This is a genomic window from Lipingzhangella halophila (assembly GCF_014203805.1).
Classification (GTDB): domain Bacteria; phylum Actinomycetota; class Actinomycetes; order Streptosporangiales; family Streptosporangiaceae; genus Lipingzhangella; species Lipingzhangella halophila.
Window position 1 is genome coordinate 382,161 of sequence record NZ_JACHJT010000002.1, and the last position, 26,949, is coordinate 409,109.

Consider the following 26,949-nt stretch of genomic DNA (forward strand, 5'->3'; position numbering starts at 1 on the left):
GCGGCTACTCTCCCTCAACCGGCAGGTCCACTTCGCCGACACTCTCCTCGCTCAAACTCCACCAGCGCTCGCTCTCATCGATGAAGCCCGAGCTTTCCTCCGCCTCGAGCACCCGCAGCCGAACACGCTCGACGTCACCGGCCGACACGTCCTCGGGCAGTTCCCACACGAGAAGCACGGTCTCGGTCAGCTCCGGCTGGATCCACTGGATCGGATGCGAGCCCGGGTCGCGCACCTGCTCGATCGAGCCCATCTCCCCCTCGGCCTCCGCCGGCATGAGATGGGCCTCGATGAGATCGTCGGCGAAGGTCCGCGCGGCCACGGCCTCACTCTCGTGCGAGGTGAGTTCCGCGCGCACCACGACCTGCGCTCCGCCCAGGTTGGCGTCTCCCATCCGTACCGCGGCCTCGGTCGGCTTGACCGTGAAGAGATCGTTCCGGATTTCGGTGCCCGGATCCTGCGGGCTGCCCGATTCCGTGGCCGCAGCAGCGAAGCCCCCCTGGTACCAGACGACAGCGGCAATGGGGGTCGCCAAGAGCAGGAGCACGGCGAGGATCACCAGGAAGCGCGGTGAAATGCCGGATCCCGCGTTCGTCTGGATGTATGTGGGGTCGGGGGCGGAGTGAGCCACGGGGAGCAGTATAGATAGCGGGTGGGACTGTTCCAGCACGCCCTATTAGACCGGTATTGGCCAGTTGACCCGGAGATGTCCCATCAGCTGGAGCGGGTTCGCGACGCGTTGGGGCCGGCCGTGCCGGACAGGTCCGACCGGGTCAGCGTCCGGGGGCGCGCCACGGGTCGGGCCGGGCGAGTGCGTCGCGGACCGGGATGTCCTGCCGACGGGCGACCGCGAGCCGGTCGCGCACCTCGGCCCGGGTGCGCGGGCGGTATCCGGGCCCGGAGCATCCGCACGAGTGGAACGTGAGCCCGGAGCGGAGCACGGTGGCCAGGGCGTCCCACGCGTCGCGGTCGCCCCGGCGCGGCACAGCGAGGTTGCTCCCGGCGTCGGTCATCGGTTGGCCGCACCGCCGGCAGGGGTTCTCGCGTTGCGGGCGCGGAGTCTCCTGCACCGCGACCCGGCACGACAGGCACACATAGTGCGTCGTGGGGCTCCCGTAACACATGGGCCCGATCCTAGTCCGCCGCCCGGCGGGCACCAAGCCGGTATCCGCGGACCTCGGCCCCACGACGCCCGGGGCGTCTCAGCTCGCCGGCTCGAACGACTCCGTCATCTCGTCCAGCAGCGCACGGTTCTCCTCCCACTGGCCCTCGGGGGACACCAGGAACAGGGCGTAGCCCTTGTCCTCGGTGTGGAAGGCGCGGTTGACCGCGTGCATCCGGCCCTCGGCCCCGTCGAAGGTGAACTCCCAGTCGGCGGCGCTCACGTAGGCGTCGAGGTAGGACTCGTCGAGCGCGACGATCCCTTCGCGCTGGTAGCCGTCGAACCCGCTGGAGATGGCCCCCTCCTGCTGCTCCCAGTCCTCCTTGGCGTTGTCGCCGGGGGTGTCGGTCTGGTCGATCTGCAGATACCCGCCATCAGGGCTGTGGAAAAACACGCCGTTGTCACGACGCTCCAGCTCCCACCCCTCCGGCACGTCGAGCGCGAAGCCCGTCTCGTCCTCGTGCCGGGTCATCTCGGGGCCGCTTTCCTCGGGCTCCGGCGGCTCCGACTCGTCTGCCTCGGACGCCTCGGCCTCCGGTGTCGAACTCTGCTCCACGGGAGCGGCCTCGCTCGGTTCGTCCGTGCGGCTGCCCAACCACAGGCCGGCTCCGATCACCGCAAGCACCGCAGCGACACCGCACGCGACCGGGAGGATCCGCCGCCACAACGCCGCGCGCCCGGTTGCCCCTCCCTGCGCGGGAACGGGCGCGTTCGAGGGCGCCGCGGCGGGCCCCGGTTCGGACGGCCGCGCCGGCGTGTCCTGGCCGCCTGGCGACTGCGCCATGGCCGACGCAGCCCCGCGCTTCCCAGCGTTGCCGGCCGCCTTCGCCAGCGCCTCGTAGGCTTCGGAGACCGTTGGCCGGCGGGCCGGATCCTTGTTCAGCAACTTCTCCAGCAGCGGCCGGAGCGGTCCCGCCGAGGCCGGGGGGCGTACCTTCTCGGTGACGATGGCGGTGAGCGTCGCCATGGGCGTGGCCCGCTCGAACGGTGTTGCGCCCTCGACCGCCTGGAAGAGGGTGATCCCCAGTGCCCACATGTCTGAGGCGGGGGTCGCCCCACCACCCTGGGCCAGTTCGGGCGCGAGGTAGCTGGGCGAGCCGACGAGCTGCCCGGTGCTGGTGAGGTTGCTGTTGCCTTCGAGGAGCGCGATGCCGAAGTCGGTGAGCACCGCACGGTCCCCGGCGGCGATTAGAACGTTGCCCGGCTTGATGTCACGGTGCACGACGCCCCGCTCATGCGCCACGGCCAGGGCCGCGGCCACCTGCATGCCGATATGGGCGACCCGCTCGGGCGACTGCGCACCGTCGCGCTTGAGAACGGTGCCCAAGGACTCGCCGCGCACCAGTTCCATGACGATCCACGGCCGGTCGTCACTGTCGACGACGTCGAAGACAGTGACGATCGAGGGGTGGCTGAGCTGGGCGGCGCTGCGCGCCTCGCGGAGCATCCGGGTCCGCAGCACCTCGATCTCGCGGGCCGGCAGGTGCGGGGAGATGCTGAGCTCCTTGATGGCGACCGGGCGGTCCAGCAGCTCGTCGATCCCGCGCCAGACGCGTCCCATGCCGCCTTCGCCGATCGGCTCGGTGAGCCGGTAGCGTCCGGCGAGCGAGCGTCCCGGCTCGGCTTGCTCAGAGGTCATACGTGCGGGTTCCTCGCGTACGAAGGCGGATGTCCAGGGGCCAGGGATAGTAGATGCGAGTCTAGAAGCACGGGTACCGCCACACGTGCTGTGAGGCGCGATCCGCGGGGCCGCGGTCACGCACCGGCGCCCGGGGGTAACGATGTGCGCTGCGCCGACAGGAAACTGTGGCTGGATACCCGCCTGCCGAGGAAACATGCCCAATCGTGTTGTCCGGATCCGGCCGGGTGGATCCGCGGCGGGCCTGCGGCGCCATCGTGCGTGCCAACAGGCGGTCGCGGCGCGCCCACGCGTGGCGCTGCGGTCAGGTGACGCGCATGGCCAGTCCCGCATAGTCGACGACGACACCGTCCCGGTCGACGGACAGCTCGAAGGACCCGTGGTGCGGGTCGCGGTACTGGTACCGCTCGCGGCCGTCTGACGCGCCCAGCCTGGTGTAGCGCTGCACCATCCGCCGGACCTGCAGGCTTGGCACGTCGACCCAGGCCACCGTGATGTCGCGGTGCTCGCCCGGCTCCAACCCCAGGCGGCGGATCGGCAGGGTGTTGGTCAGCGGCGTCGCGGCGACATCCACGTCCACGCACCCGGTGAGCGCCGGCGCGGGATTGCCGTCGATCGTCCAGTGCCCGCCCTTCCCGGTCATCCCGAGCTCCCGGGTTCCGAACTCCGTCACCACCTCGACCCGGGCCTCGCTGCACACCCACGCCAGGTCGGTGCAGACGGTGAACCGGCAGGCGAAGCGTTCGGAGTGGTTGGCGACGGTCTCACTCGCCTCCAGCCGGTAGCCCTCCGGCCCGGCAACCAACGTGCCCAACCCCAGTCCTGCGGGCACATCGAGCCGGGTCCACACAGCGGGGAAATCGTTGCTGGCCGACATGGCACCTTCCTATCGGTATGTCCCAAACGCGCGCCAGACGGTGGGAAGCACTGAGCGGACCTCGCCGCCGCACTGTCCCGGAACAGTGCGGGTCCCGGAACAGTGCGGCGGTCGTTAGGTGTTCAGCCGACCTCCTCGGGCTCCTTGAACTCCTCGTCGACGCGGTCGAAGTCGCGCGCCATCTGCCCGGTCGCCCGGCCGAGCGGGTTGCAGACGGCGATCGCGAGGAAGCTCAGGGCCACGCCCGGGACCATCGCGTACAGCCCGGTCTCCAGCACCCGACCGTCCAGGTACTGCCAGGTCATGGCGGTGACCCCGCCGACGATCATCCCGCCGAGCGCGCCCGCCCGGTTCATTCGGCGCCAGTACAGCGAGACCAGGAGCACCGGGCCGAACGCCGACCCGAACCCGGCCCAGGCGTACCCGACGAGTTCCATGATCGTGTTGTTTCCGGTCAGCGCGATCCACGCGGCGATGATCGCGATCACCACAACAGCGGCGCGGCCGATCCACACGAGCGACATCGGCGACGCGTCGCGCTTCAGGAACGCCCGGTACCCGTCCTCCGTCAGCGCCGACGACGCCACCAGAAGCTGGGAGTCCGCGGTGCTCATCACCGCCGCGAGGATGGCCGCCAGGAGCAGGCCACCGATCCACGGGTTCGCCAGGGCTTCGATAAGCTGCGGGAACACGTACTCGGCCGCGTCCTCTCCCAACGGCGGGTCGAAGTACGCCACGCCGGTCAGCGCGACCACGACGGCCATTGCCATGGCGGTGACCGCCCAGGTCACGCTGATGACACCCGCCGCACGGACCTCACGGGGCGACCGGATGCCCATGAAACGCGCCAGGATGTGCGGCTGGCCGAGGTACCCGAATCCCCAGGCCAAGCCGGAGATCACCACAACCGGGCCCAAGGCGTCGGTAAAGGTCCACGAGCCGTCCAGGCCCGAGACACCACCGAGAACCGCCCCCACGCCGCCGTCCACTCCCCTGCCGGGGTCCATGGACAGGGCGACGATCGCCACGGCCGGCACGACAAGCAGCGCGCACCACATCATTACGGCCTGGATGACGTCGGTGAAGCTCACCGCGAGGAAACCGCCGAGGAACGTGTAGACCACGATCACCGACACGCCCAGGATGATGGCGACGCTCGCCCTGACGTCGAAGACCTGCTCGAACAGGCCGCCCGCGGCGACCAGCCCGGACGCCACGTAGAACAGGTAGAAGACCAGGATCAGCACCGCGGAGACGCCGCGTAGCGCACCGCCGCGGTCGCCGAAGCGGTTCTCCAGGTACGAGGAGAGGGTGAGCGAGTTCGAGTCGCCGCCGCTGCGGGCGTCGGTGACCCGCTCGGTGAAGATGCGCAGCCGGCCGGCGATGAGATACCAGCTCGCGGCGAAGCCGATGGCGAGGCCGACCGGGATCCACACCTCTGAGACTCCGGAGAGGTAGATGGCGCCCGGAAGGCCCAGCAGCAGCCAGGCGCTGAAGTCACTCGCGTTCGCGCTCAGTCCGGCCACCCAACTGTTCAGCCGGCGGCCGCCGAGGATGAAGTCGGACAGGTTCACGGTACGTCTGAAGACCCAGAAACCGATCACGACCATCACCACGAAGTACCCGGCGAAGGTAGCGAACGGAGCCAGTTCGGCACTGTTCACGTGGGTCCCTCATCTCTATGGCTCGGGGGAAGGGGGATTCGGTACGGGGGCACGGGAGACGGTCCTTCCCGCCAGCCGGGCGGGGAGACGGCGCACACGGGGCCGCGTCAGGCACAGCGACGAGCATTGTCTCCCCTCCACGTCGAGCGGGCACAGTGCGCGCTCAGGGGAAGCGCGCCGGCGAACCACACGGACACTACGAATCGCCTGGTCACAGGATCTCTCAGTGCCCATTGGCTTGTTCCGGCCCCCCGGAACAAGCCAACCGCCACTGCAGGCGCAATCCCCGCACCGTCCTGCACGAAACGTCCCGCCGCGGTCACGTGCCGGCGCCCCAGTGCTGCCGGGGCCAATGACGCCTATCCCTCACTCGATACGGAGTCGGGGTCCGCGTTGGGGTGCTCAACCACGTTGACCAACGTGGTGTGGATGTACTGGAACTCGCCGAGCAACCGTTCGGCGTCGATCAGCAGGCCACCGTAGACACGGGTCTGGTCGGCGAGCTTGCTCTCCTGCTCCACGGTGGTGCTGGTGATGGCGGTCTGCTCGTTCCGCGCCCGCTCGACGTGTTCGGCCAGGCGCTCCACGTGCTCGCTGATCCGGTCGGACTCCAGTTCCGCCAGCAACCGCGCCGCTTCGCCGATGTGCCCGAGGAACGCGCCGTAGTACTCCAGGAACTCCGAATGGGGAAGGCCGGGGTCGTCGCTCGTGCGGCTGAGCGTGTCCGCGATCGAGCTCAGTTGCACGCTGACGCGCGCCAGGCGGTCCACAACGGTGCGGTAGCCGCCGAAGGGAGGCTCCATGTTCAGCAGCAGCCGGCGCGGATTGAACCGGACGCTCTCCGCGGCACTGTCGACGGTGTCGCGTGTCCGTTCGGCGAGGTTCTCCAGCCGCTCCCCCCGGAAGCGCCAGTCATCGCTGTCGCCACGGGTCGGCGGCCCCTGGCTGACCGACTCGGAGATGTCGGCGATGAGCCCGTGCACGGACTTGGCGAGGTTCTCCACCGCGTACTCCGCGCTGCGGTACCGCATTGGCGGCACGACAACGATGTTGACCAGGATCCCGATCGCGCACCCCATGAGGACCAGCAGGATGAGGCTGGAGAGCAGGCCGAGGCGGTCGACGGGCCCCGTGCCGGTGAGGAACGCCGCGTAGGCGAAGAACGCCGCGGACACGACCTGGCCTCCCTGGCTTCCCAGGCGCCGCCACCGCCCGAGCATCAGCGCCAGCAGCGTGACAATGGCGAAGGTCCACACAGCGGGGGCAAGCGCCAACCCAACCACGCCCTGCAGGGACACACCGAGCACGATCGCCAGAATGAACCGCGTGGACTGCAGGACCGACTGATAGACCGTCACCTGCAACATCAGCACCGCGGAGAATGGCGCGAAAGCGGGAAACTGCGCCCCGAACACGTTCTGCGCGAAATACCAGGCGATGGTGGCGGCCAGGGCGCTCTTGACGACGATCAGGGTCGCTTCCCGCTCGGGCCCGCCATAGCTGCGCACCCGCCCCAACGAAGCCAACCGCCGCGAGAGCCTTCCGCGCAGGGTGGTGGAGTGGTTCTCCTGCGGCTCGGAACTGGTGTGCTGCTCGTCATCCGACATCTCACCGCCCCCGGTCCTTCTAGCGCGAATTGGGCCGCAAAGCTGCACGGCTACCCGCACAGCGCCCGCACACGCGCCACGGGCCCAATTCGTGGTCGACACTTGAAGCTGACACCGCGTCACCTCCTAACGTCGAGCTATGGGGAACGGCACCAGGAAACTCAAGGTCGGCGAGCTGGCCCGCCGGTCCGGGCTGTCGATCCGGAGCCTGCGGTACTACGACCAGATCGGCCTGCTGAAACCGTCGGGGCGCAGTGAAGGCGGCCACCGGCTCTACGAGGACGCCGACGTGCGGCGGCTCTACCGCATCTGCCTGCTGCGCCGGGCGGGACTCGCGCTGGAGGAGATCGCGAGAGCGCTCGACGACCCCACCTGGGACCTGGCAAACGCCATGCGCACGCACCTCAACCTGCTCGACCGCCGGCAGGCCGTGCGCGCGCAGCTGCGCAGGCGCCTGGCCGCGATGGTCGCGCGGCTCGCCGCCGACACCGCCCCCGCCACCGAGGAGTTCCTCGACACGATGGAGGAGATGACCATGCTCGAGAGCCCAGTCCAGCGACGAATCGGAATCCTGGTATACGAGGACATCCCCGCCGCCCACGCCCACCTGGTCCGGGTGTTCGGCCTCGGCGAGGGCCGGCTGCACTATGCCGACGACGGCACGTGTGTACACGGCGAGGTGGACGCCGGCGACGGTGTCATCTGGCTGCACCGGGTCGCCCCCGAACACGGGCTCGCCTCGCCCGCGTCCCTCGGCGCGGCCACCGGCACGACCGCGATCATGGTCGACGACGTCGACTCCCACCACCGGCACGCGGTCTCCGAAGGCGCCGACATCGCCTACCCGCCCACCGACATGCCCTACGGATACCGCGAGTACGGCGCGCGCGACCCCGAGGGCGGGCTGTGGTCGTTCATGGCCCCGCTCGACTAAACCGGTGCGGTGGGCGGATAGTACAGCCTCCAACGAGGCAACGAAGGCGACGGATGGCCCGGGGGGTGGCGTTTCTCGGGCGCTATGTCCGGATTGTGGGCATTTTGTGTGCCGATCTTGAGGATTTCGTTCCTTCTACGCGCGATAAAGCAACGAAATCCTCAAGATCAGCACCACTAGGGCTCACGATCCGGACATAGCAGGCGCGGGAGGGCTCGCGCGGCACCGAAACCGGCCGTGCGGACAGATTCGGCGCCGAGAACGTCCCCACAGACAGTCTCGATGCGGCCCAGTGCCGAGAACGACACCACAGACACCCCCGCTGGCCCCACCATCCGGTCTTCGCCGCCCCGTTGCGTGCGCCACCGCGGGGCACCCGCACCGGTCACCGCGGGCTGGCCCACCCGCTGCCTTCGCTGTCTCGTTGGACGCGTCACCACGCACCCACAGCACCGACGAGCGGTACGCCCGGCCATCCACTGTCCTCGCCGCCCCCGTCGGAGGCCGCACCACGCACCCACCGCGGCGACGAACGCCATGCCTGCGCCCTCCGCCACCCCCGTCGCGGGCGCGACCGGGCGCATGCGCCACCGGGCCAGCGGAGCCGAGTCCGGGATCCGGCCGGCGCCGCGCCACACGCACCCCAAACTGTTTCCAGGCCGTGTTGTTTCGCACACTGGATGTGGGCCGAACGTTCCCGTGCCACCATCGGAGACGTAATCTCGGCCCAGCTTCACGGGCATTGGAGCGGAAGGAGATGCGCTGTGCGCGGCCTACGCGGGTGCCTACGTGCTGGGGCTGGCTGCCTGGCGCTGTTCGGGATGCTCCTCGCGCCCGGGGCGGCGCACGCGCAGACGGCCGAATGGACCATCGGCAGCACCGGATGCGTACCCACCACGGGCTCCGCCGAGCAACCCGTCAGCGCCCGTACCTCCCCCGGCCTTGAGGCCGACACCGTCTTCGTCATGAACGACGGTGTGACCTACACGCCCGCGGTGCACCCGGACACCGGGCGGCCGGTGAACCCCTCGGGGACGTCCAAGGGCGACCTGACGCTCACCCTGGAGGTACTGACCGAGCAGAGCGACGGCGCGCCGTGGACCAGCCTGGACAAACTGGGTTTCGACGTCAGCGCGATGGACGAGCCCGATCCGGAGCCGGTTGAGATCGAGGTCGGTGTTTCCGGGGTGCGCGACGTCGACACCAAGGCGATCCGGCGCGGGGAGGCCGAGAGCGCCGGCATGGTGACACTGCTGGAGTCCGAGGCGCTTTCCGCCGACGACTGGGACCGGGCCTTCGGCGCCTACGCCGTGGTCGCGGCCGACCTCGTTCTCACAACGCCGGAGGGCGAGCCGTGGTGCGAAGTCGAGTTCAGCGGTTCCACCGACGACCCGATCGATGAGTTCGAGGTGGTCCCCTCAGGCAGCAAGATCGACGCGGCCACCGAGGCCAACCGCGAGGACAGCGAGGAATGGCCGCCCTACGCGCTCCTGGCCGCCGTGACCGCGGTAGTCGTGCTTGGTGGCGCAGCCATCGCCGCGCGAGCTTTCCTGGTCAACCGCAACCGCACCGCAGCGGACGGGCAACCGGACCAGGAAGAACGCGACGTCCACGTGGGCTGAGTCCGCCGGGCGGCAGCGGCCGCTCCGCTCCCTTCCAACCGGCGGGTTCCGCACCCGGCTTCCGCGCAGCGCGGCGGAACGCGCACCGGCCGGCGCCGCGCCCGGCTACCCGGCCGAACGCCCCCTCGCCCGAGCCCGCGGGCTCGGGCGAGGAGTGAACGGGCGTCATTCCACGCGGTCCTCGAAGGTCGCGGCGAGCACCGCCCGCCAGCTCGGGGCCCGGAACGCGCCGAGCAACTCGCCGGCGAGCGCCACCTGCGCGTCCTCGTCGACGTCGTCGCTCTCCGGCGTCACCTCTACCCTCCACGGGTAGTACAGGTACCCCTCCTCATCGTCCCCGGCCAACGACGGGTCGGCGTCCTCGTTGCGCCACACCTCGGCCTGGTTCCCGCGAATCTGGCACGCGTCCTCTCGCACCCCGGTCGCGTCGGGGACCCGCTCGGTGATGGCGCGCAGCACCTCGCTCTCGGTACCGCCGCCGTCGACCATGACGATGAACTCCAGGATCTCCTCCGCCACCTGCGCTCTCCTCACTCCGTCCCACGAGACGGGTGCACGTGTTCCGTGCGCACACCCGCCGACCCATGGTGTACCACTGCGCGGCCACACGCATGCCGACGTGCGCGCCCGCACCGGCCGTCGTCCGCCCTGTTCGGGCACCTGGAGCACACCGCCGCGGTGAACGCCGGCCACCACCCCTCCGGCGGCCTCCCCGGACCGCGTCCCACCCGGCACTGGCGGGCCGGCGCGGGCGGAGTCAGTCGTCGAGGGACCGGTCGAGGGCGTCCTCGGCGAGCCCCAGGTCCATCCGGATCCGGAAGCGGGTGCGCAGCAGCTCGGTCAACAGCTCATGGACGTAGGGCGTGACGTCCTGGTGCTGGAAACGCCGTGCCCCGAGCGTCGCCCAGTCGTGCGCCCCTTCCAGGTCGCCGTGGGCCTGCAGGATCTCCGCGATGTGGATGTAGGTGGGCAGGTTCCGCGGCCCCTCGGCGTCCATGCGGTCGAGCTGGGCGTAGGCGGCGTCGAGCAGGTCGAGCTCCAGCAGGGCTCCGGCGAGCAGGGCGCGGGCGTCGATAATGGTCGCGCCGCCGTCGTCGATCGCCCTTTGGTAGGCGGCCGAGGCACGTTCGAACTCCTGGGCCATCTCCCATTGCTCGCCGGCCCGCACGAAGAGCTCGGCCCGGGAGATCTCGCTGTCGGCGTCGACCCGGTTGGCGAGTTCGAGGAGTTGCTGGGCGACATCGCCATGGTCACCTGACTGCACAGCCCGGAATTCCAGCCGGTCGAGATCGGCTGTCGTCACGCGGGTCACTGTCACCCTCCCTGCGTCCTCGCCGCCGCACGAAACGTCCCGGCTAGGTCCGGGCGCGTTCCAGCGCGTCCCAGAACCCCTGCCGCAGCGACTGGCGGACCTCGTCGCGCAGCAGGAAGTCGATCGGCAGTGCTGACCCCTGCAACAACCGCGCCTCCAGGTCGGAGGGCAATCGGGGTCTGCGCGCGAGCACCGCCTCCAACCAGAGGACCGGCGCGTCCCGGGCGATCGACTCGGCGAAGTCGTTCCCTTCCTTGCGCGCGACATACACTGCCTCGTCAACGGTACGCGCTACCGATGAGCCAGGGGGGACGTGGGCGACGGTGGGAGTCGGGTTGGTGTGGGGGCCGTGATGGACCCGGTGGTCGGGGCGGGGACCAGAAACGGTACCCGGAGCCTCATGGGCTCCGAGGGCTGAGCCGGACTCAGCCTCCGTACTGGCCCCAATAGTAGGGTTTGGTCCGGTGTTACCTCCGAACCCCGGATTTTCCCCGGTATTCGGCCCGTATCTGGGATCCGGTGCCGGGGGTGGAGGCGGGTTCTGTGCTGGTGGTTGCTCGTACTGCGGTGGCGGCCCGCCCATCATCGGGTTGTGGTGCGTACCTGTCTGATGCTGTGGCGGAGGGGGCGGCGGGGCCTGCCGGTTCTGCGGCGGCCCGTACCCCTCCTGAGGGCCCCGCATGCTCGGGTGCGCGCCGGTGGGCGGGTTGCCATACGCCGGGTTCGCCCCGGTGGGCGGATTGCCATAAGCCGGATTCGCCCCGGTGGGCGGGTTGGGCGCCATCCCCGGGTGTCCGCTGGTGCCCTGCTGATGCCCCGGCCGGCCGCCGGAGGGGAACCCGTTCTCGTCGATCGACGCGGGGCCACCGCCCCGCTGCGGGTTCGCGCCGCCGGGTTCCTGCGGGGCGAGGTGGTCGCCCCCTCTGTGCTGGGCGATACTCTGCTGCATCGCCCGCAACTGGTCCATCGCACTGCCGCTCATGGGCTGCTGACCGCCGGTGTTGGCGAACATCGCCTCGAACCCGTTCCCCGACGAGGCCGCGGGTTCCACGCGTGAGGAGCCGGCGTGCGCGGTGACGGGCTGGCGGGTCACCTCGGCGCCCGAGTGCCCCTGGCCGTTCGTGAGCGGCGCGGGCGGCCCGGCGGGCTGGCTGACCTCGGGCTCGGCGCCCGCTCCGGAGAGCAGGTTGACGTGCGGGCGAAGGTGGCCGACGCCGATCTCGATCAGGTCGTCGCACTCGCGGCGCAACGCGCGCGAAATGGTCCAGTTTCCTTCGACGGAGATGTGCACGACCGTGACCCGGACCCCGAGGTCCTGGACGTCGGAGACGACCTGCGCCATGTCCTCGTCCCCGCTGACCAGGATCGCCTCGCACAGTACCCCGGTACGCGCCAGGGTGGTCAGGTCTCGTTGCACATAGCTTTCCACGCCCTCCCGTCTGCCCGGACGGATACGCGCGGCTCGGAACTTGATCCCGGGAATGTCCGCAATGCCGTCCTGCTCCTGGGTGCGACGGTCATCCGACGTCGCCTCGTACCAGTAGCACCGCAGCAAGGGAAGACCCGTGCGGTCGCGCGCCACCTCGTCGAGAAGCCGCGCCAGCCCTGCGTAGTCCCATGACACGGAATCGCGGTTGCGGGTTCCGTGCACAGCCATCGCGCCGTCGGCGAGGAGGTAACCGGCGTCTACGAACAGCGCACAACGATCCACGCGACACCGCCCCTTCCCTTGGTTTAGCTCGCCCGGACCGGTTACGCGAGCCCGGGGCACAGCAGTGATCGGCACTAAGCCAACCGACCGGCCGGGGCACAGCCTAACCAAGTTCGCAACGATTCGGTTGGCTCCCCGGCCACTTCATCGCGACCACTCGCACACGCACCGTGCTGACCTGCGGTGATCCATGGAGTTACCTCATGACCCGGATGTGTTACCTCGCGTAACGCGGGCTAGCCGGCACAGTCCGAGGACCCAACCGAGACCTCAGCCGTCTCGGCCGCCACCACGCCGCCGCCGGTGGCGGCGGCGCTGACCGAGACGTCGACCCCTACCGAGAGGCACCGGCCGGGCGTACCGGCCAGCCCGGCCTCGGCTTCGGAGCCGACCTCGATACCCACCGCGGCCTCGGGTGGGTCATGCGCGGGTGGCTCGACAGGCTCTTCGGGAGGCGGCTCGACAGGCTCTTCGGGAGGTGGCTCGACAGGCTCTTCGGGAGGCGACTCGACAGGCTCCTCCGGAACCGTGTCCTCCGGCGGCTCTGCCGGTACCGACTCGGCGGGCGGGTCCGCGGGCGGTTCGGGCGGGGGATCCTCGCCCGGCGGGGCGGGCTCGGGAGCAGGCGGCGCGGGCTCGGGAGCGGGCGGCTGCTCAGGGGCGGGCGGCTGCTCAGGGGCCTGCGGACCGTCCTCGGGCTCGTCCTCGGCGGCCGGAGGCGGCGCGGCCTGCGACGCCTCGTTCTCCGAGCGGACGGGCGGCTCCTTGTCGCCGACCACTGCCAGCGCCGAGGCCGCGAGGACAACGGCCGTCGCAGCCCCGGCCAGGACACCCTGCTTCTGGCGCTTGGGCAACCGCCGCCACCATCCCCCGAACACGCCCCCGAGCGTGCCCGAGGACAGTGTCGCCGTGTACCCGGCCGCGGCCGGGCCGACCACCAGCGGGAGAACAATCCCGCGCAGCCCGACGTTGACGTCCATGAGCTCGGCGTACACGGCCCGGCAGTCGGTGCAGTCGTCGAGGTGGTGATCGACGGTCGAGCTGTCGCGCTTGGCCAGGCCGCCCCGCACGTACGCGCCGAGCCGCTCCAGCGCCGGGCGGCAGGACTCCGCCGCGCCGTCGCCGGACAGGTGCATCTGCAGGTACGCCTGGCGCAGTCCTTCGCGCGCACGGTAGGCCAGCGCCGCCACCCCGTTCGCCTTCATGCCGAGGATCGGCGCGACGTCGGCGGGCTTGTTCCCCTCGATCTCGGTGTGCCAGAGCACCGCCTGCCACCGCTCCGGCAGGGAAAGGAACGCGCGCGCGATCAGCGACTGCTCCAGGCCCTCCAGCGCGGGGTCGACGAACGGCTCGCCGGCGTCGAAGCGCTCCATGTCGTCGGTGACGACATTGCGTTTCTCGCCGCGGGACCGGTCGTAGAAAACGTGGCGCAATGCGGTCAGCAGGTAGGGCCGGAACCCGTCGACGGGACCGCCGCCCCGCTGCACCACGCTGAGCACCCGGGTGAAGGTCTCGGCGACCACGTCATCGATCTCGGACTCGCGCGCCAACTGGCGCGCCAGCCCGCGCGCGGCAGCGGCGTGCCGCTCGTAGAGGGTCGCGTACGCGCCGGTGTTGCCGCCGCGAACAGCGCTGATCAGCTCTTCGTCGCTGGAGAGTAACCGCGTGTTCTCGTGCTGCGATTCCGTCATGCAATCCAATCCCCGGGGATCCAGTGGCGGGCCCGCTGTAGAGGGCCGCGGCCACCCCGTCCTTGGTCCCGCGCGGCCAGGGGCGAGAACCACAAAATTAATATCCCGTACTCGCGTCATAGCCGCCACCCGAGTCCGTGTTTAGGGGTGAGGGGATCGCACACGCCCGCGGCAACGAGGGGGGCGGGCGTGTGCTCCCCTCCACAAGGAACGAAACAGCCCGAAAGGCCCGATCTGAGAGTGAGAGGCGCGGCATGGACAAAACCGGTGCGGAAGATCCGGTGCCGGCAGGCCAGCCTCATCCGAACCCCCGGCACCGGCTGCGCCAGCTCTGGCGCAGGCGAAGCCGCCAGACCGGGTGGGACCCGCCCGACGACTGGTGGACTCCCTCGGTGGAGACCCTGTGCGCCGCCGCGGTCGAGGACACTGACATGGCCGAAGGGTGCGCCCGGTTCGGTCAGGCCCGCGCCCGCTCCGGTGTGACGATCGGCGCCGCGCTCGACGACTTCGCCGCGTTCTCGGACGTCGTCGGCTGGCCCGCGCCGCCGCGGCGCCTGGTGAAGGCCGTGGCCGAAGGCTGGGCCGACGCCGGTCGCTCCCAGGACGACTGCCAGGACCCGCTCACTGGCCTGTGCACCGCCGCGTACCTGCGTACCCGCCTCGACGAGGTGTACCGGGAGGCCAACCCGGGCGATCCGCACATGGCCAGCCACAAACTGATCGTGGTGTCGCTCGACCCGCGGATCAACCCGTGGCGCCGCACGGCGCGGCTGATCGTGCTCGGCTACGAGCTGCGCCGGATCTTCGGTCAGGGCGAGACGGTCGCGCTGCTGAGCCGCAGCCGGATCGGCGTGCTCACACCGGTACGCACCAACCTGGTCGACCATGTGCGCGACCTGCGTGCCGCCCTCTGCGCGGAGAACGAGGCCGACGCCTGGACCGTGCCACTCCCGGAGAGCTACGCGGACTCCCTGGAGCTCCTCGACGACATTGGAAAGCCGCGCATGAACGAGTGATGTCCCCGGACGCCGCCGGCACGCGCGCCCGCGAAGAGGGAACGCGGGAGCGCGACGGCGGCCCTCCGGTCCATGGGGCCCGCAGAGGGGGCGGACCCCTGGACCGGAATCCCGCCGGGATTGCTTCGGCGGGATATACCGATCGGTCGCGGGTCTTCTGGCCCTCCTGCGGCGGGTGGACGCACCCGCCCTCCTGGGCGGCCCGTTCGGACCGGCGGTATCAGGGAATGCCGCACCGCGGCGTTCCCAGAGGCGCGTCCGTTAGGGGAGGCGGGCGCGCCTCCCACTTCACCCCGACGGCGGACGCCGCATCGGGGCAGCGCCCCTCCGCGTCCAGCGCGGCACAGCCTCCACTCCCGATCCGAGCGCCGGGCAACCAGCGCACGCACGAGGAGACTCCGCGGGAGAGGCGGGAACGGCGCACCATCCCGAACGCGGAACGGACACCGGGCACCCGCACGGCAGGGCCGCGGGCGGCTTCGAGGCCGCCCCAGCCGCGGCCCCGGCACCGTGGCCGGTGAGACGCCCGTCGCAGAGGTCAGGCGGTGAGCTCGGTGTGCATCGAGAGCACAGCTTGGGCCAGGCCGGCGTCGTCGGGCGGTTCCTCGCTCAGGTCGGTCACGGGCCAGCCGCGCAGCCGCGCGAGCCGCGCGCAATGGGCGAAGCGGGAGTCGGTGAGCAGGTAGCCGCACGGTGCGTCGGGCCAGTCGTGCACGATGGGCAGCGACTCGCCGCGGAGCGCGTCCGGGTTCACCACGGTCCAGCTCGCGTCCTCCAGCACGTCCACCCCTACCGACTGGGCGCCGGCGAGTTCCGCCAGCGTGGGTGTGCCCTGCTGCGGAAGCAGCGCGTTGAGGAGGACGTAGCTGGCGACGTGCCGCTTGGCGGCACGTTGCGCCGCCGCGACCTGCGGCGCCAAGGGGCCCGCCGCCCCGCGCGCGACGATCCCCAGGGTCTCGCCGGCGTTGTGCTCCTGGCCGACTCGCTGGGCGACACGCGCGACGTAGCGCGCCGTGTACGGCGGCAGGTCGGCCGGGCGGACGTCGGGGAGGGTGCAACGCATCCCCTGCCGCTCCAGCTCCGCCTCGACCGCCTCGCACTCCTCGGCCCGGGCGAGCGGGCTGTGCAGCAGGACCAGGCTGCCGGGCGGCATCAGGTCTCGGCTCTGGTCTCGTCGGCCAGCCAGGCCAGGTACTCGGGGTTCCCCCCTTCGATCGGCACCGAGATGATCTCCGGCACGTCGTAGGGGTGCACCTCCAGCAGGTGCGCGGTGAGGTCGGAGAGGCGGTCGGTGGCGGTCTTCAGGACCACCAGCCACTCCTCCTGGTCCTGGACCTCGCCCTCCCACCGGAAGAAGCTCGTAATGGGGCCCATGACCTGGGCGCAGGCGGCGACCCGGTGCTCCACCGCCGAGCGCGCGATCGCGCCGGCCGAGGCCCTGCTGTCGGTCGTGGTCTCGACCCGAGCCCGCTCCGCGCTACCGGAATCCGACATGGCCACCTCTTTCACTGATCGAGACACTGATCGACAGGTTCTAGGCTCGCAACCATGAGCGATCGCGAGGACCTTCTCCGGCACATCAACGATAAGGCCGTGATACGGGGCCGTGTCACGCTGTCATCGGGCCGCCACGCCGACTACTACGTGGACCTGCGCCGGATCACCCTCGACGGCGAGAGCGCGCCGCTGGCCGGGCGGGCGCTGCTCGACGCGACGGCCGACCTCGACTACACGGCCGTGGGAGGGCTGACCCTGGGGGCCGACCCCGTGGCCACGGCCATGATGCACGCCGCGGCGGCGCGCGGCCGACGACTCGACGCGTTCGTCGTGCGCAAGACCGGCAAGGAACACGGTCTGCAGCGCAGGATCGAGGGTCCGAATGTGGCGGGCCAGCGTGTCCTCGCGGTCGAGGACACCTCCACCACCGGCGGTTCGGTGCTGACGGCGGTTGACGCGCTGCGCGAGGAGGGCGCGACGGTCGCCGGCGTGGCCGTGCTCGTCGACAGGGGCGCACGGGAGAAGATCATCGGGGAGGGACTGGCCTACCACGCGGTGTTCGAGCTGTCCGACCTGGAGGTCTGAGCGCCCGGCGAGGAGCCGCGGCGGTCACTCCTGCACAGCGGTGAAGGAGTAACCGGGCTCCTCGCCGGAGATGTCCTTGGGCTCGCCGTTCACGTGCACCTCGACAGCCGCCGGGTCGCCGATGGTGACGTCGAGCTTGGGCTGGTCGAAGGACACGTGCTCGCCGTCCTCCATCTCGGTGTCGGTGAGCACCTCGCCCCCCGGAACGCGGACCAGGACCTCGCTCGACTCCCCGACGACGACGATATGCAGAACGTGGGACTCGACCGCGTCGGCCTGCGACTGGGCGCCGGCCTGGGAGCTGGCGTCCGGGTTGACGACGGCGTCGGTGTTGCCGGGAAGGGAGCGGTAAAGGAAGTATCCACCCAGCGCGACCAGGGTGATCAGGAGTACGACAACACTGGCCATGGCCACGACCTGACCAGAGCCTCGCGGATCGTTGCGATGTCGTCCCACGGAGCCGAATGTAGCGTGAATCACCTCAGGAATCGATGGCGGGGTGGCGACAAAAGCGAACGGGATTCAGTTCATGCGCACAAGGTGGTGATCGTGTGCTAACAGTGACGTACCGCCACGCATCCGCACCCGCCCCTGGCCGTGTCATCGCTCCACAGCGGAACTATTTTGGTCTAGACCTTTCGTGTGGCCGCAGCGTTCGCGATACTTGCCCGTGAACTCGAAGAGTGATCCAGTGAGTTGACGAGTCCCGTGTGGCAGCCGCGGGGCTGCTCGAAGTCGCAACTCCAGGCCGAACAGGGAGTCACCATGCCTATCGCCACGCCCGAGGTCTACACGGAGATGCTGGCTCGCGCGAAGTCGCAGGGCTTCGCGTACCCGGCGATCAACGTGACCTCCAGTCAAACCCTCCACGCCGCGCTCCGCGGCTTCGCTGAGGCCGAGAGCGACGGCATTGTCCAGGTCTCCACCGGCGGCGCGGAGTTCCTCTCCGGCTCGACCGTCAAGGACATGGTCACCGGGGCCGAGGCGTTGGCCGAGTATGCGCGCGTCGTCGCGGACAAGTACCCGGTGAACATCGCGCTGCACACGGACCACTGCCCCAAGGAGAAGCTCGACGGCTTCGTCCGCCCTCTGCTGGAGAAGTCCAAGGAGCGAGTGGCCAGGGGTGGCCAACCGCTTTTCCAGTCGCACATGTGGGACGGCTCCGCCGTGGAGCTTACGGAGAACCTGCAGATCGCCCAGGACATGCTGGCAGCTTCCAACGACGCGCGCACGATCCTGGAGATCGAGGTCGGCGTCGTCGGCGGCGAGGAGGACGGCGTCGTCGGCGAGATGAACGAGAAGCTCTACACCACACCGGGCGACGGCCTGCGTACCGCCGAGGCCCTCGGTGTTGGCGACGAGGGCTACTACATGGCCGCGCTGACCTTCGGCAATGTGCACGGCGTCTACAAGCCCGGGCACGTCAAGCTGCGGCCCGATGTCCTCAAGGAGATCCAGCAGACCGTGGGCGCCAAGTACGGCAAGGAGAAGCCGTTCGACCTGGTCTTCCACGGCGGCTCGGGGTCCACTCTGGAGGAGATCCACGCGGCAATCGACTACGGCGTCGTGAAGATGAACATCGACACCGACACGCAGTACGCTTTCACCCGCCCGATCGTCGACCACGTCATGCGGAACTACGATGGCGTGCTCAAGGTCGACGGCGAGGTCGGCGACAAGAAGGCCTATGACCCGCGATCGTACGGCAAGGCCGCCGAGGCCGGCATGGCCGCGCGAGTGGTCGAGGGCTGCCAGATGCTGAAGAGCGTGGGCACCCGCATGGGATGACCCACTCCCCCAGTCGGCCCCCGCCGCAATGCGGATCGGGGGCCTTCGCGTGCCCGGCCGTCTCCATCATGGGCGGACGCGGCGGCCGGGCACGCCTCCCGGCTGCCAGCGCCACCATCGGCGGCGCTGGCAGGATGGGGGGCATGGAGCTGAATCAGAACCTGCTCGGGGAACCGCCCGAGACCCGTCTACCCGAGGCCACCGAGGCACGCGAGGCCATGGCCGCCGGAACCGACCCCGCCGAGGTCGCCGCCCGGCACCCAAGCTACTCGGCGGCCTGGGCCGCGCTGGCCGAGCGCGCCTTCGAGGCCGGCGATCCCGTTGCCACCTACGCCTACGCGCGCACCGGATACCACCGCGGCCTCGACCAGCTCCGCCGTGCGGGCTGGAAGGGGCACGGCCCGGTGCCCTGGGACCACGAGCCCAACCAGGGGTTCCTGCGTTCGCTGCACATGCTCGGGGCCGCGGCCGGCGCCATCGGCGAGGACGACGAGGCCGAACGCTGCTCGACATTCCTGCGCGACAGCAGCCCGGCCGCGGCAAAGGCGCTGCGGCCCCAGTCCGGTACCTGAGGCCGCAGCACACGACCGTCCGGCGACGTCGAACGGGTCCCGCCTCTAACCGGCCGGGACCCGTGTCGTGTACGCTCAATACGCAAGGGCCCCTGTCGCTACCTTGCGCCAGGGGCTTTCCCGTGCGCGGGGACACCGGCGAGGATCCCCGTCCCGAGCGAACGAATGCAGAGGTACACCGGCATGCCGGCGATCACGCTCGTTGGGGCCCAGTGGGGTGATGAGGGCAAGGGCAAGGCGACCGACCTTGTCGGTAACCGTGTGGACTACGTTGTGCGCTACCAGGGCGGCAACAACGCGGGGCACACCGTTGTGATTGGCGATGAGAAGTACGCCCTGCACCTGCTGCCTTCGGGCATCCTCTCCTCCGATGTGGTGCCGGTGATCGCCAACGGCGTCGTCATCGACCCGGGGGTGCTCTTCGAGGAGCTGCGCGGCCTCCAGGAACGCGGCGTCGACACCGGGAACCTGCTCATCTCGGCGAACGCGCACCTGATCATGCCCTACCACCGCGCACTCGACAAGGTCAGCGAGCGGTTCCTGGGCAAGGGCAGGATCGGGACCACCGGCCGCGGCATCGGCCCCACCTACGCCGACAAGACCTCGCGGGTGGGCGTGCGCGTGCAGGACACCTTCGACCCCAAGATCCTGCGCAAGAAGGTCGAGCTCACGCTGAACGACAAGAACCAGATCCTGACCAAGGTCTTCAACCGCCGAGGGCTCGACACCGAGCAGGTCATCGACGAGTACCTGGGCTACGCCGACATGCTGCGCCCCTACGTCGCCGACACCTCCCTGGTCCTCAACAAGGCGCTCGACGACGACAAGACCGTCTACCTCGAAGGGTCGCAGGGCACGCTGCTCGACATCGACCACGGCACGTACCCGTTCGTCACCTCCTCCTCCCCAACAGCTGGGGGCGCGTGCGCCGGAGCGGGTATCGGGCCCACGCGCATCACCAAGGTCGTGGGCATCCTGAAGGCCTACACGACCCGCGTCGGTTCCGGGCCGTTCCCCACGGAGCTGCTCGACGAGTCCGGCGAGTGGCTGCGCCAGCACGGGGGCGAGTACGGCGTGACGACCGGGCGCAACCGCCGCTGCGGCTGGTTCGACGCCGCCATCGCCCGCTACGCCACCCGGGTGAACGGCATCACCGACTTCTTCCTTACCAAGCTCGACGTACTCTCCGGACTTGAGCGGATCCCCGTCTGTGTCGGGTACAACGTCAATGGTGTCCGACACGACGAGATCCCCATGACGCAGACCGACTTCCACCACGCCACGCCGATCTACGAGTACCTCGACGGATGGGACTCCGACATCTCGCACGCTCGCGCGTTCGACGAACTTCCAAAGAACGCGCAGGCCTACGTGCGTACCCTGGAGGAGATGTCCGGAGCCCCGATCTCGGCCATCGGGGTCGGCCCCGGCCGCCACGAGACACTGGAGCTCCGCTCCCTGATCTAGAACCCGCTCACCCCGTGTCCCCAAACAACGCGCGAAGGTCCCTCCCGTGAAAGCCCTTGTTCTTGGCGGCGGTGGCCGCGAGCACGCCCTCGTCCGCGCGCTCTCGCGCGACCCCGGGATCACCAGCCTGCACTGCGCTCCCGGGAACCCGGGCATCTCGGCGAACGCCGAGAACCACGTCATCAACGTCCGCGACGGGCTGGCCGTCACCCAGCTCGCGTCCCGGATCGGCGCCGAGCTGGTCGTCATCGGACCCGAGGCGCCGCTCGTCGAGGGCGTGGCCGACACTCTGCGCGACCGCGGCATCCCGGTGTTCGGCCCCGACCGCGAAGCCGCGCGTATCGAGGGGTCCAAGGGGTTCGCCAAGGAGGTTATGCAGGCGGCCGGGGTGCCCACGGCCCGCTGGCGCGCCTGCAGGTCGCAGGGGCAGGTCACCGACGCCCTCGACGCGTTCGGCCCGCCCTACGTGGTCAAGGACGACGGTCTGGCCGCGGGCAAGGGCGTTGTGGTCACGAGCGACCGCGGCGAGGCCGAACGGCACGCGCGTGAGTGCGGGCGGGTGGTCGTCGAGGAGTACCTCGACGGCCCAGAGGTGTCACTGTTCGTGCTGTGCGACGGCCGGAACGCCGTTCCGATGCTCCCGGCGCGGGACTATAAGCGCGCCAACGACGGCGACAAGGGCCCCAACACCGGCGGCATGGGCGCGTATGTGCCGCTTCCGTGGGCACCGGCCGGGCTGGTCGACGAGGTCATGGAGACCATCGTGCGCCCCACCATCGGGGAGCTGGGCCGGCGAGGCCACCGGTACCAGGGGCTGCTCTACGTCGGGCTCGCGCTGACCTCCGAAGGTCCCCGCGTCGTGGAGTTCAACGCGCGGTTCGGCGACCCCGAGGCCCAGGTTGTTCTGGACCGGCTGGCCACACCCATCGGCGCGCTGCTGCAGGCGGCCGACACCGGCGGCCTGGGCGGCATCACCACGCTGGAATGGCGCAAGGGCGCCGCCGCGACCGTCGTGCTCGCCGCCGAGAACTACCCCGGCGATCCCGTCAAGGGCGACATGGTGGGCGGGATCGACGCCGCCAACGCCGTTGAGGGCGCCTACATCCTGCACGCCGGAACGGCCTGGAGCGGGGTACGCGACATCAAGTCCAATGGTGGCCGCGTCCTCAACGCGGTCGGCACCGGCGACACCCTCGAACGCGCCCGCGAACGCGCCTACCAGGCCATCGGGCAGATCGAGCTGCGCGGCTCGTTCTACCGGAGCGACATCGCCCAGAGCGCGGCCGGCGACGAGGACTGAGGACTTCGAGGCTCCTGGGGACCTCCGGGGCACCGCCACCGGAGTCCGGTCACCGGGCGCGCCCCCGCGGCCGCCCGAAATGGGGCGCGCCGGGACACGATGTCCGCATGTGGTCACCCGTCGCCGGGCCGTTTTCGCGCTCTCGATCCGCCACGTGACGTGCTAGTAGCCTCATGGCTCGCCCGCCGGTAAACCCCCTCCCCCTCCACTGTGCGGGACGAACCGTGCCTGAGCCGAGGAGCGACCCACCATGGACACGACGGGTTCGACGCCGGACACGACCGGACCGGCATGGTGGATCGGCAGCCACCAGGTCATCGGCCATCTCGGAATGGGCGGGATGGGAGAGGTGTACCTGGGACGGTCCGAGGGCGGGCGGCTGGCGGCGGTGAAAGTCGTCCACCCGCACCTGGCCGACGACCCGGAGTTCCGCACCCGGTTCGACCGCGAGGTCACCGCCGCCTCGCGCGTAAGCGGAGCCTTCACCGCTCCGATCGTCGGCGCCGATCCCAACGCGCCGACGCCCTGGCTGGCCACCGCCCACATCGCGGGCCCCTCCCTCGGCGAGGCGGTGCACGCGGCGGGGCCGCTGCCCGAGCCCGCGACCCGCGCCCTCGGGGCCGGACTCGCCGAGGCACTGCGCTCCATCCACACCGCGGGCCTGGTCCACCGCGACCTCAAGCCCAGCAACGTCCTGCTGTCCGCGGACGGGCCGCGCATCATCGACTTCGGGATCGCCCGGGCCGCCGACGCCACCGCCCTGACCGCCACGAACCAGGCACTGGGAAGCCCCGGCTACATGTCGCCGGAGCAGGCGCACGGGCGGGAATGTACCGCCGCCAGCGACGTGTTCTCGCTCGGCGCGGTGCTCTGCTACACCTGCGGTGGACGGGAACCGTTCGGCACCGGTTCGGTCCCGTCGGTGATCCACCGGCTGCTGCGGGACGAGCCCGACCTCGGGGCGGTGCCGCCCGGCCTGCGCGACGTAGTTGCGCACTGCCTGCGCAAGGACCCCGGCGACCGTCCGGACCTCGACACCCTTCTCCATCACTTCGCGCAAGGGTCAGCGGCCCTGCCCCCCGCGGTGGCCGCGATGGTCCGGCAACGCGAGGAGGACACGCGGCGTCTGGCGCACGCCGTTCCCGTCGCCCCACCGCCCGCGCCCCCCAAGCCGCCCGAGCCGCAGAAGGGATCGCCACGGCGCCGCACCGGCCGGATCCTCGCAGTCAGCGCCGGCGCGCTCGCCGTGCTCGTGGCCGGGACGCTGGTCGCCGCCCGGCTCCTTCCCGGCGAGAACGAGGAGAATTCACCGGCGTCCGGCGAGGAGGGGGCCGACGACTGGGTGGCCGACCAGATCGACCTGGAGCGGCCCCCCGAGGAACCCGAGGCGGAGCCGGCGGCCGTGCCGACCTTCACGCCGGTGGCCGCACACGACACCCGCGAGGAGACCGACAACATCGAAGACAACGAGATTGTCGAGGAGGCCGAGTTCTCCCCCGATGGCAAGCTCCTCTACCTGACCTCCCTCCACGGCACGGTGACAGCCCTCGACGCGGAGTCCGGCGACATCGAGTACAAGAGCGAACTCCAGGCCGACGGCGGACCGGTGGTCTCGCCCGACGGCGCGTTCCTCGCCGTCGTCGAGGAGGACTCGGGAAGCCTCCTCATCGCCGACGCGACCACCGGAGACGAGTTGAACACGATCGACGCGGCGGGCGGGTCGCGCACCACCGGCCTCGCCTTCAACGCGGACAGCGAGCTCATCATCTCCAACGAGGACGAGGACACCACTCTGTGGGGCCCCGAGACGGCCGAGCAGACCGGCACGATCGGACAGAACGGGGGCGAACATGTGGCCGTCAGCTCCGACGGGACCCTGGTCGCCTACGCGAACTCCCACAGCAGCGTCGTGGTGCGGACTACGGGAGGCAACGAGGTGGCGGAGATCAACCTCGACCGCGCCAGGAACCAGCGGCTCGCGTTCCAACCCGGCTCCACTCTGCTGGCCTCCTGGGGCGGCGAGGAACTCGGGTTCTGGGACGCCGCGACGGGCGAGAACATGGACACCCTCCCGGTGGAGGAGGACGGGCCTCCAGGCCTCGTGTACCACCCCGACGGTCGCAGGCTGTTCGTCTTGGGAGGCTGGAAGCCCGCGGTCATCGACGCCAATGCCCGTGAAGTGGCCGGTGACACGCAGTTGCCGATCCCGGACGACGCCAGATCCAACCAGGACAACTTGACCGTCGTGGAGGACGTGGCGCTCTCCCCCGAGGGCGACCGCATGGCCGCACCCGGCATCGCCGACGACTCCTACGTCTGGGAGCTGGACTGACCGGCATGGAGTCCCCGCACGAGACTGACCCGCGTGAGGTGGGCGGTTACCAGATCCTGGCGCGCCTCGGCTCCGGGGGAATGGGGCGTGTCTACCTCGCGCGGTCGCCGGGACTGCGACGGGTCGCGCTGAAGGTCGTACATCCCCACCTGGCGGCCGCCCCGGGCTTCCGTACCCGGTTCGCGCGCGAGGTGGAGGTCGCCCGGCAGGTCGGCGGGGTCTACACCGCGTCGGTGATCGACGCCGACGTGCGGGCGACAATGCCGTGGCTGGCCACGGAGTACCTGCCCGGCCCCACACTGTCCGCGGCCGTCCGCGAGCACGGCCCGATCGAGGGCTCGGAGCTGCGGGAACTGACCGCGGCCCTGGCCGAGGCGCTTGACGCGATCCACCGGGCCGGGCTGGTACACCGGGACCTCAAACCGGGAAACGTCCTCCTCACCTCCGACGGACCGCGGGTCATCGACTTCGGCATCGCCAAGGCCCTGGACGCGGCCACGGCCACGCACACCGGCCGCGGCTTCGGGACTCCGGCCTACCTCTCCCCCGAGCAGGCCGAAGGGCACGACGTAACGGACCGGAGCGACGTCTTCGCCCTGGGGTCGATCCTCTCCTTCGCCTCCACCGGCGCACCGCCGTTCGGGACCGAGCCTCCGGCCTCGGTGATCTACCGCGTCGTCCGGGAGGATCCCCAACTCGGCGGGGTTCCCGAGCCCCTGCGCGACCTGGTCGCGGCCTGCCTCACCAAAGCCCCGGAGGGCCGCCCGAACGCGCGTGAGGTGCTACGCACCGTGGGCGGCGCTCCCGGGCGGGTCCAGTGGAACCCGGAAGGCTCCATCGCCCAGCTCGTCACGCAGCGGGAGCGCGCGACCCTGGCCGGCGTTCCCGGCACCGCGGGGCGCGCCCGCGGGCGGCTCGCCCGCGTCGCGCGGCACCCGGCTGGGTGGGGCGGCGCGAGCCTGGCCGGGGGCGCGGCACTGGCCCTGGGAGCGGCCATCCTCGCCGGGGTGGACACCCCCGGCCTCGGCGGAGAGGAGGTTCCGGTGCGCGTTCTCGACCCCGCCTCAACGACCCAACTCGGGATCGACCTGCCCGCGGCCTCCCCGACACTGCAGGCGATCTCGCTCGACGGCCAGCACTACGCCCGTGTCGCCGCGGAGCCGGGCGGTCCACTCGTGACGGTCGACCTGGACGCGCGGAGCCAACCCCCCGAGCAGGCCGCTCTCCCCGAGGACGCGGCACCGGCCTCCGTCGGCGTGACCGGCGGCGGCTGGGCGGTCGTCCTCGACGAGCAGGACGAGAGAGACGGGGGCAAACTGGCGCTGGGGCGCGGCGCGGAGACGACCGGGACGTCTAGTGACCGCTTCGGCCCGACCTCGGTAGCGCTCGGCTCCGCCCCCGACGAGTACGCGGTGGGCGAAGAACGGAACTCCTTCTCCGTCCATCGCGGCGGAGACGAGACCTCGTCATCACACGGCGGCGACGTCGAGGGCGTGGAGAACACCCCGGTCACCGAAATCGCGTTGAGCCGGAACGGTGAGTTCGTCGCCAGCGCCACCGCACTGCGGACCATCGCGATCAGCAGCTCCGACAGCTCTGGGAGCGGGTCCCAGCTCCAGATGGACCAGGACGACATCCACGCCGCCGAGACCCTCCCCATGGAGGAGGCCCCGGACGGGACTCCCGGAGAGGCCGGCACGATGTCCGACACCCACAAGGCGGTGACCGCCATCGCGGTCGGCAACGACGGCGACGCCGCCGTGTTCGCCCTGGGCGACATGGCCTACTACATGGAGACCGCCTTCTCCGGGAACGTGTCCGCGAGCCCTCTCCCCAGAGCGACCGGCGACGCCGAGATCGACTCGGTGGCCATCAGCCCCGACGGCGAGCTCGTGGCCGCTTCAGGGGTGGCGGGCGCCATCAACATCTGGCGCGCCGACCCCCAGCAGAGGGTCGCGTCCATGACCAAACCGGAGGGCAGCGCCCCGATCGCGTTCACCGACGACGGCCAAACCCTGCGCGCCGTTGACGCGCAGGACCGGCTCGTCGAATGGGACATCGACGGTCTGGCGTGAGTCCCTTCCCGGGGCCGCCAACACGCCTACCAAGCCGTCGAGCAGACCGGGCCGCACGGCGCGTCCTATCGGAGCGGCACCGCCCAGCGCGTGGCCAA

At 70.6% G+C, this 26,949-nt stretch carries 23 protein-coding genes; 10 read left to right on the forward strand and 13 right to left on the reverse strand.

Annotation, left to right across the window (positions count from 1 at the left end; genetic code table 11):
• Window positions 1-4 precede the first annotated feature (4 nt).
• The 6 genes from F4561_RS28740 to F4561_RS28765 form a co-directional block, all read right to left on the reverse strand.
• Window positions 5-631, reverse strand: a complete 627-nt coding sequence (locus F4561_RS28740) for a hypothetical protein (protein ID WP_184584842.1) — start codon at window positions 629-631, stop codon at window positions 5-7.
• Window positions 632-773: 142 nt separating this feature from the next.
• Window positions 774-1,013 carry a hypothetical protein gene (locus tag F4561_RS28745; protein ID WP_221446367.1) on the reverse strand — a complete coding sequence of 80 codons (240 nt, stop codon included), beginning with the start codon at window positions 1,011-1,013 and terminating at the stop codon, window positions 774-776.
• Between the two features lie 189 nt (window positions 1,014-1,202).
• A complete protein-coding gene (locus tag F4561_RS28750; protein ID WP_184584844.1) occupies window positions 1,203-2,801 on the reverse strand; it encodes a serine/threonine-protein kinase in 1,599 nt (532 codons plus the stop codon).
• Between the two features lie 304 nt (window positions 2,802-3,105).
• Window positions 3,106-3,678: a putative glycolipid-binding domain-containing protein gene (locus tag F4561_RS28755; protein ID WP_184584845.1), complete on the reverse strand. Its 573-nt coding sequence runs from the start codon at window positions 3,676-3,678 to the stop codon at window positions 3,106-3,108.
• Window positions 3,679-3,800: 122 nt separating this feature from the next.
• The gene (putP, locus tag F4561_RS28760; protein WP_184584846.1) at window positions 3,801-5,342 is read right to left on the reverse strand and encodes a sodium/proline symporter PutP; all 1,542 of its coding nucleotides are present in this window, start codon (window positions 5,340-5,342) and stop codon (window positions 3,801-3,803) included.
• A gap of 359 nt (window positions 5,343-5,701) precedes the next feature.
• Window positions 5,702-6,949: an FUSC family protein gene (locus F4561_RS28765; RefSeq protein WP_184584847.1), complete on the reverse strand. Its 1,248-nt coding sequence runs from the start codon at window positions 6,947-6,949 to the stop codon at window positions 5,702-5,704.
• Window positions 6,950-7,088: 139 nt separating this feature from the next.
• On the opposite strand from F4561_RS28765, the gene F4561_RS28770 reads away from it, so the two are divergent.
• Both F4561_RS28770 and F4561_RS28775 read left to right on the forward strand, forming a co-directional pair.
• Window positions 7,089-7,883 carry a MerR family transcriptional regulator gene (locus F4561_RS28770; protein ID WP_184584848.1) on the forward strand — a complete coding sequence of 265 codons (795 nt, stop codon included), beginning with the start codon at window positions 7,089-7,091 and terminating at the stop codon, window positions 7,881-7,883.
• A gap of 764 nt (window positions 7,884-8,647) precedes the next feature.
• Complete coding sequence (locus F4561_RS28775) at window positions 8,648-9,505, forward strand: hypothetical protein (RefSeq protein ID WP_184584849.1); 858 nt, start codon at window positions 8,648-8,650, stop codon at window positions 9,503-9,505.
• 165 nt (window positions 9,506-9,670) lie between these two features.
• Here F4561_RS28775 and F4561_RS28780 read toward each other — a convergent pair whose 3' ends face one another.
• The 4 genes from F4561_RS28780 to F4561_RS28795 all read right to left on the reverse strand — a co-directional run bounded on the left by F4561_RS28780 (window position 9,671) and on the right by F4561_RS28795 (window position 14,219).
• Window positions 9,671-10,024: a hypothetical protein gene (locus F4561_RS28780; RefSeq protein ID WP_184584850.1), complete on the reverse strand. Its 354-nt coding sequence runs from the start codon at window positions 10,022-10,024 to the stop codon at window positions 9,671-9,673.
• 238 nt (window positions 10,025-10,262) lie between these two features.
• Complete coding sequence (locus F4561_RS28785; protein ID WP_184584851.1) at window positions 10,263-10,817, reverse strand: hypothetical protein; 555 nt, start codon at window positions 10,815-10,817, stop codon at window positions 10,263-10,265.
• A gap of 43 nt (window positions 10,818-10,860) precedes the next feature.
• Window positions 10,861-12,528: an NYN domain-containing protein gene (locus F4561_RS28790; RefSeq protein ID WP_184584852.1), complete on the reverse strand. Its 1,668-nt coding sequence runs from the start codon at window positions 12,526-12,528 to the stop codon at window positions 10,861-10,863.
• Window positions 12,529-12,764: 236 nt separating this feature from the next.
• Window positions 12,765-14,219: a sigma-70 family RNA polymerase sigma factor gene (locus F4561_RS28795; protein WP_184584853.1), complete on the reverse strand. Its 1,455-nt coding sequence runs from the start codon at window positions 14,217-14,219 to the stop codon at window positions 12,765-12,767.
• A 254-nt stretch (window positions 14,220-14,473) separates the two neighbouring features.
• Between F4561_RS28795 and F4561_RS28800 the strand changes: the two genes are divergently transcribed.
• Entirely contained in the window at window positions 14,474-15,235 is a 762-nt protein-coding gene (locus F4561_RS28800; protein WP_184584854.1) for a hypothetical protein, read from the forward strand.
• 538 nt (window positions 15,236-15,773) lie between these two features.
• On the opposite strand, the gene F4561_RS28805 is transcribed toward F4561_RS28800, so the two are convergent.
• Together F4561_RS28805 and cutA are read right to left on the reverse strand one after the other, a co-directional pair.
• Window positions 15,774-16,388 (reverse strand): hypothetical protein, encoded by a 615-nt coding sequence (locus F4561_RS28805; protein WP_184584855.1) that lies wholly within the window; start codon window positions 16,386-16,388, stop codon window positions 15,774-15,776.
• Entirely contained in the window at window positions 16,388-16,729 is a 342-nt protein-coding gene (gene cutA, locus F4561_RS28810) for a divalent-cation tolerance protein CutA (protein WP_184584856.1), read from the reverse strand. The genes F4561_RS28805 and cutA overlap by 1 nt, the downstream gene beginning before the upstream one ends.
• A 54-nt stretch (window positions 16,730-16,783) precedes the next feature.
• Between cutA and pyrE the strand changes: the two genes are divergently transcribed.
• Window positions 16,784-17,317: an orotate phosphoribosyltransferase gene (gene pyrE / locus F4561_RS28815; protein WP_184584857.1), complete on the forward strand. Its 534-nt coding sequence runs from the start codon at window positions 16,784-16,786 to the stop codon at window positions 17,315-17,317.
• Between the two features lie 24 nt (window positions 17,318-17,341).
• On the opposite strand, the gene F4561_RS28820 is transcribed toward pyrE, so the two are convergent.
• Window positions 17,342-17,731: a DUF4115 domain-containing protein gene (locus F4561_RS28820; RefSeq protein ID WP_184585347.1), complete on the reverse strand. Its 390-nt coding sequence runs from the start codon at window positions 17,729-17,731 to the stop codon at window positions 17,342-17,344.
• Window positions 17,732-18,082: 351 nt separating this feature from the next.
• On the opposite strand from F4561_RS28820, the gene fbaA reads away from it, so the two are divergent.
• From fbaA to F4561_RS28850, 6 genes are all read left to right on the forward strand, one after another.
• Window positions 18,083-19,105: a class II fructose-bisphosphate aldolase gene (gene fbaA / locus F4561_RS28825; RefSeq protein WP_184584858.1), complete on the forward strand. Its 1,023-nt coding sequence runs from the start codon at window positions 18,083-18,085 to the stop codon at window positions 19,103-19,105.
• Window positions 19,106-19,248: 143 nt separating this feature from the next.
• Window positions 19,249-19,677 carry a DUF3151 domain-containing protein gene (locus F4561_RS28830; RefSeq protein WP_184584859.1) on the forward strand — a complete coding sequence of 143 codons (429 nt, stop codon included), beginning with the start codon at window positions 19,249-19,251 and terminating at the stop codon, window positions 19,675-19,677.
• Window positions 19,678-19,860: 183 nt separating this feature from the next.
• Window positions 19,861-21,144 (forward strand): adenylosuccinate synthase, encoded by a 1,284-nt coding sequence (locus F4561_RS28835; protein WP_184584860.1) that lies wholly within the window; start codon window positions 19,861-19,863, stop codon window positions 21,142-21,144.
• A 46-nt stretch (window positions 21,145-21,190) separates the two neighbouring features.
• Window positions 21,191-22,444 (forward strand): phosphoribosylamine--glycine ligase, encoded by a 1,254-nt coding sequence (gene purD, locus F4561_RS28840; protein ID WP_184584861.1) that lies wholly within the window; start codon window positions 21,191-21,193, stop codon window positions 22,442-22,444.
• A gap of 250 nt (window positions 22,445-22,694) precedes the next feature.
• Window positions 22,695-24,776: a WD40 repeat domain-containing serine/threonine protein kinase gene (locus F4561_RS28845; protein ID WP_184584862.1), complete on the forward strand. Its 2,082-nt coding sequence runs from the start codon at window positions 22,695-22,697 to the stop codon at window positions 24,774-24,776.
• Window positions 24,777-24,781: 5 nt separating this feature from the next.
• Window positions 24,782-26,851, forward strand: coding sequence for a WD40 repeat domain-containing serine/threonine protein kinase (locus F4561_RS28850; RefSeq protein ID WP_184584863.1), 2,070 nt, complete (start codon window positions 24,782-24,784; stop codon window positions 26,849-26,851).
• Window positions 26,852-26,949: the final 98 nt, after the last annotated feature.

Coding starts and splice junctions, on each gene's coding strand:
- F4561_RS28845 (WP_184584862.1), top strand. CDS start 22,695: ATGGACACGACGGGTTCGACGCCGGACACGACCGGACCGGCATGGTGG.
- F4561_RS28835 (WP_184584860.1), top strand. CDS start 19,861: ATGCCGGCGATCACGCTCGTTGGGGCCCAGTGGGGTGATGAGGGCAAG.
- F4561_RS28795 (WP_184584853.1), bottom strand. CDS start 14,219: ATGACGGAATCGCAGCACGAGAACACGCGGTTACTCTCCAGCGACGAA.
- F4561_RS28755 (WP_184584845.1), bottom strand. CDS start 3,678: ATGTCGGCCAGCAACGATTTCCCCGCTGTGTGGACCCGGCTCGATGTG.
- F4561_RS28800 (WP_184584854.1), top strand. CDS start 14,474: ATGGACAAAACCGGTGCGGAAGATCCGGTGCCGGCAGGCCAGCCTCAT.
- fbaA (WP_184584858.1), top strand. CDS start 18,083: ATGCCTATCGCCACGCCCGAGGTCTACACGGAGATGCTGGCTCGCGCG.
- F4561_RS28850 (WP_184584863.1), top strand. CDS start 24,782: ATGGAGTCCCCGCACGAGACTGACCCGCGTGAGGTGGGCGGTTACCAG.
- F4561_RS28830 (WP_184584859.1), top strand. CDS start 19,249: ATGGAGCTGAATCAGAACCTGCTCGGGGAACCGCCCGAGACCCGTCTA.
- F4561_RS28805 (WP_184584855.1), bottom strand. CDS start 16,388: ATGCCGCCCGGCAGCCTGGTCCTGCTGCACAGCCCGCTCGCCCGGGCC.
- pyrE (WP_184584857.1), top strand. CDS start 16,784: ATGAGCGATCGCGAGGACCTTCTCCGGCACATCAACGATAAGGCCGTG.
- F4561_RS28745 (WP_221446367.1), bottom strand. CDS start 1,013: ATGACCGACGCCGGGAGCAACCTCGCTGTGCCGCGCCGGGGCGACCGC.
- cutA (WP_184584856.1), bottom strand. CDS start 16,729: ATGTCGGATTCCGGTAGCGCGGAGCGGGCTCGGGTCGAGACCACGACC.
- F4561_RS28750 (WP_184584844.1), bottom strand. CDS start 2,801: ATGACCTCTGAGCAAGCCGAGCCGGGACGCTCGCTCGCCGGACGCTAC.
- F4561_RS28765 (WP_184584847.1), bottom strand. CDS start 6,949: ATGTCGGATGACGAGCAGCACACCAGTTCCGAGCCGCAGGAGAACCAC.
- F4561_RS28770 (WP_184584848.1), top strand. CDS start 7,089: ATGGGGAACGGCACCAGGAAACTCAAGGTCGGCGAGCTGGCCCGCCGG.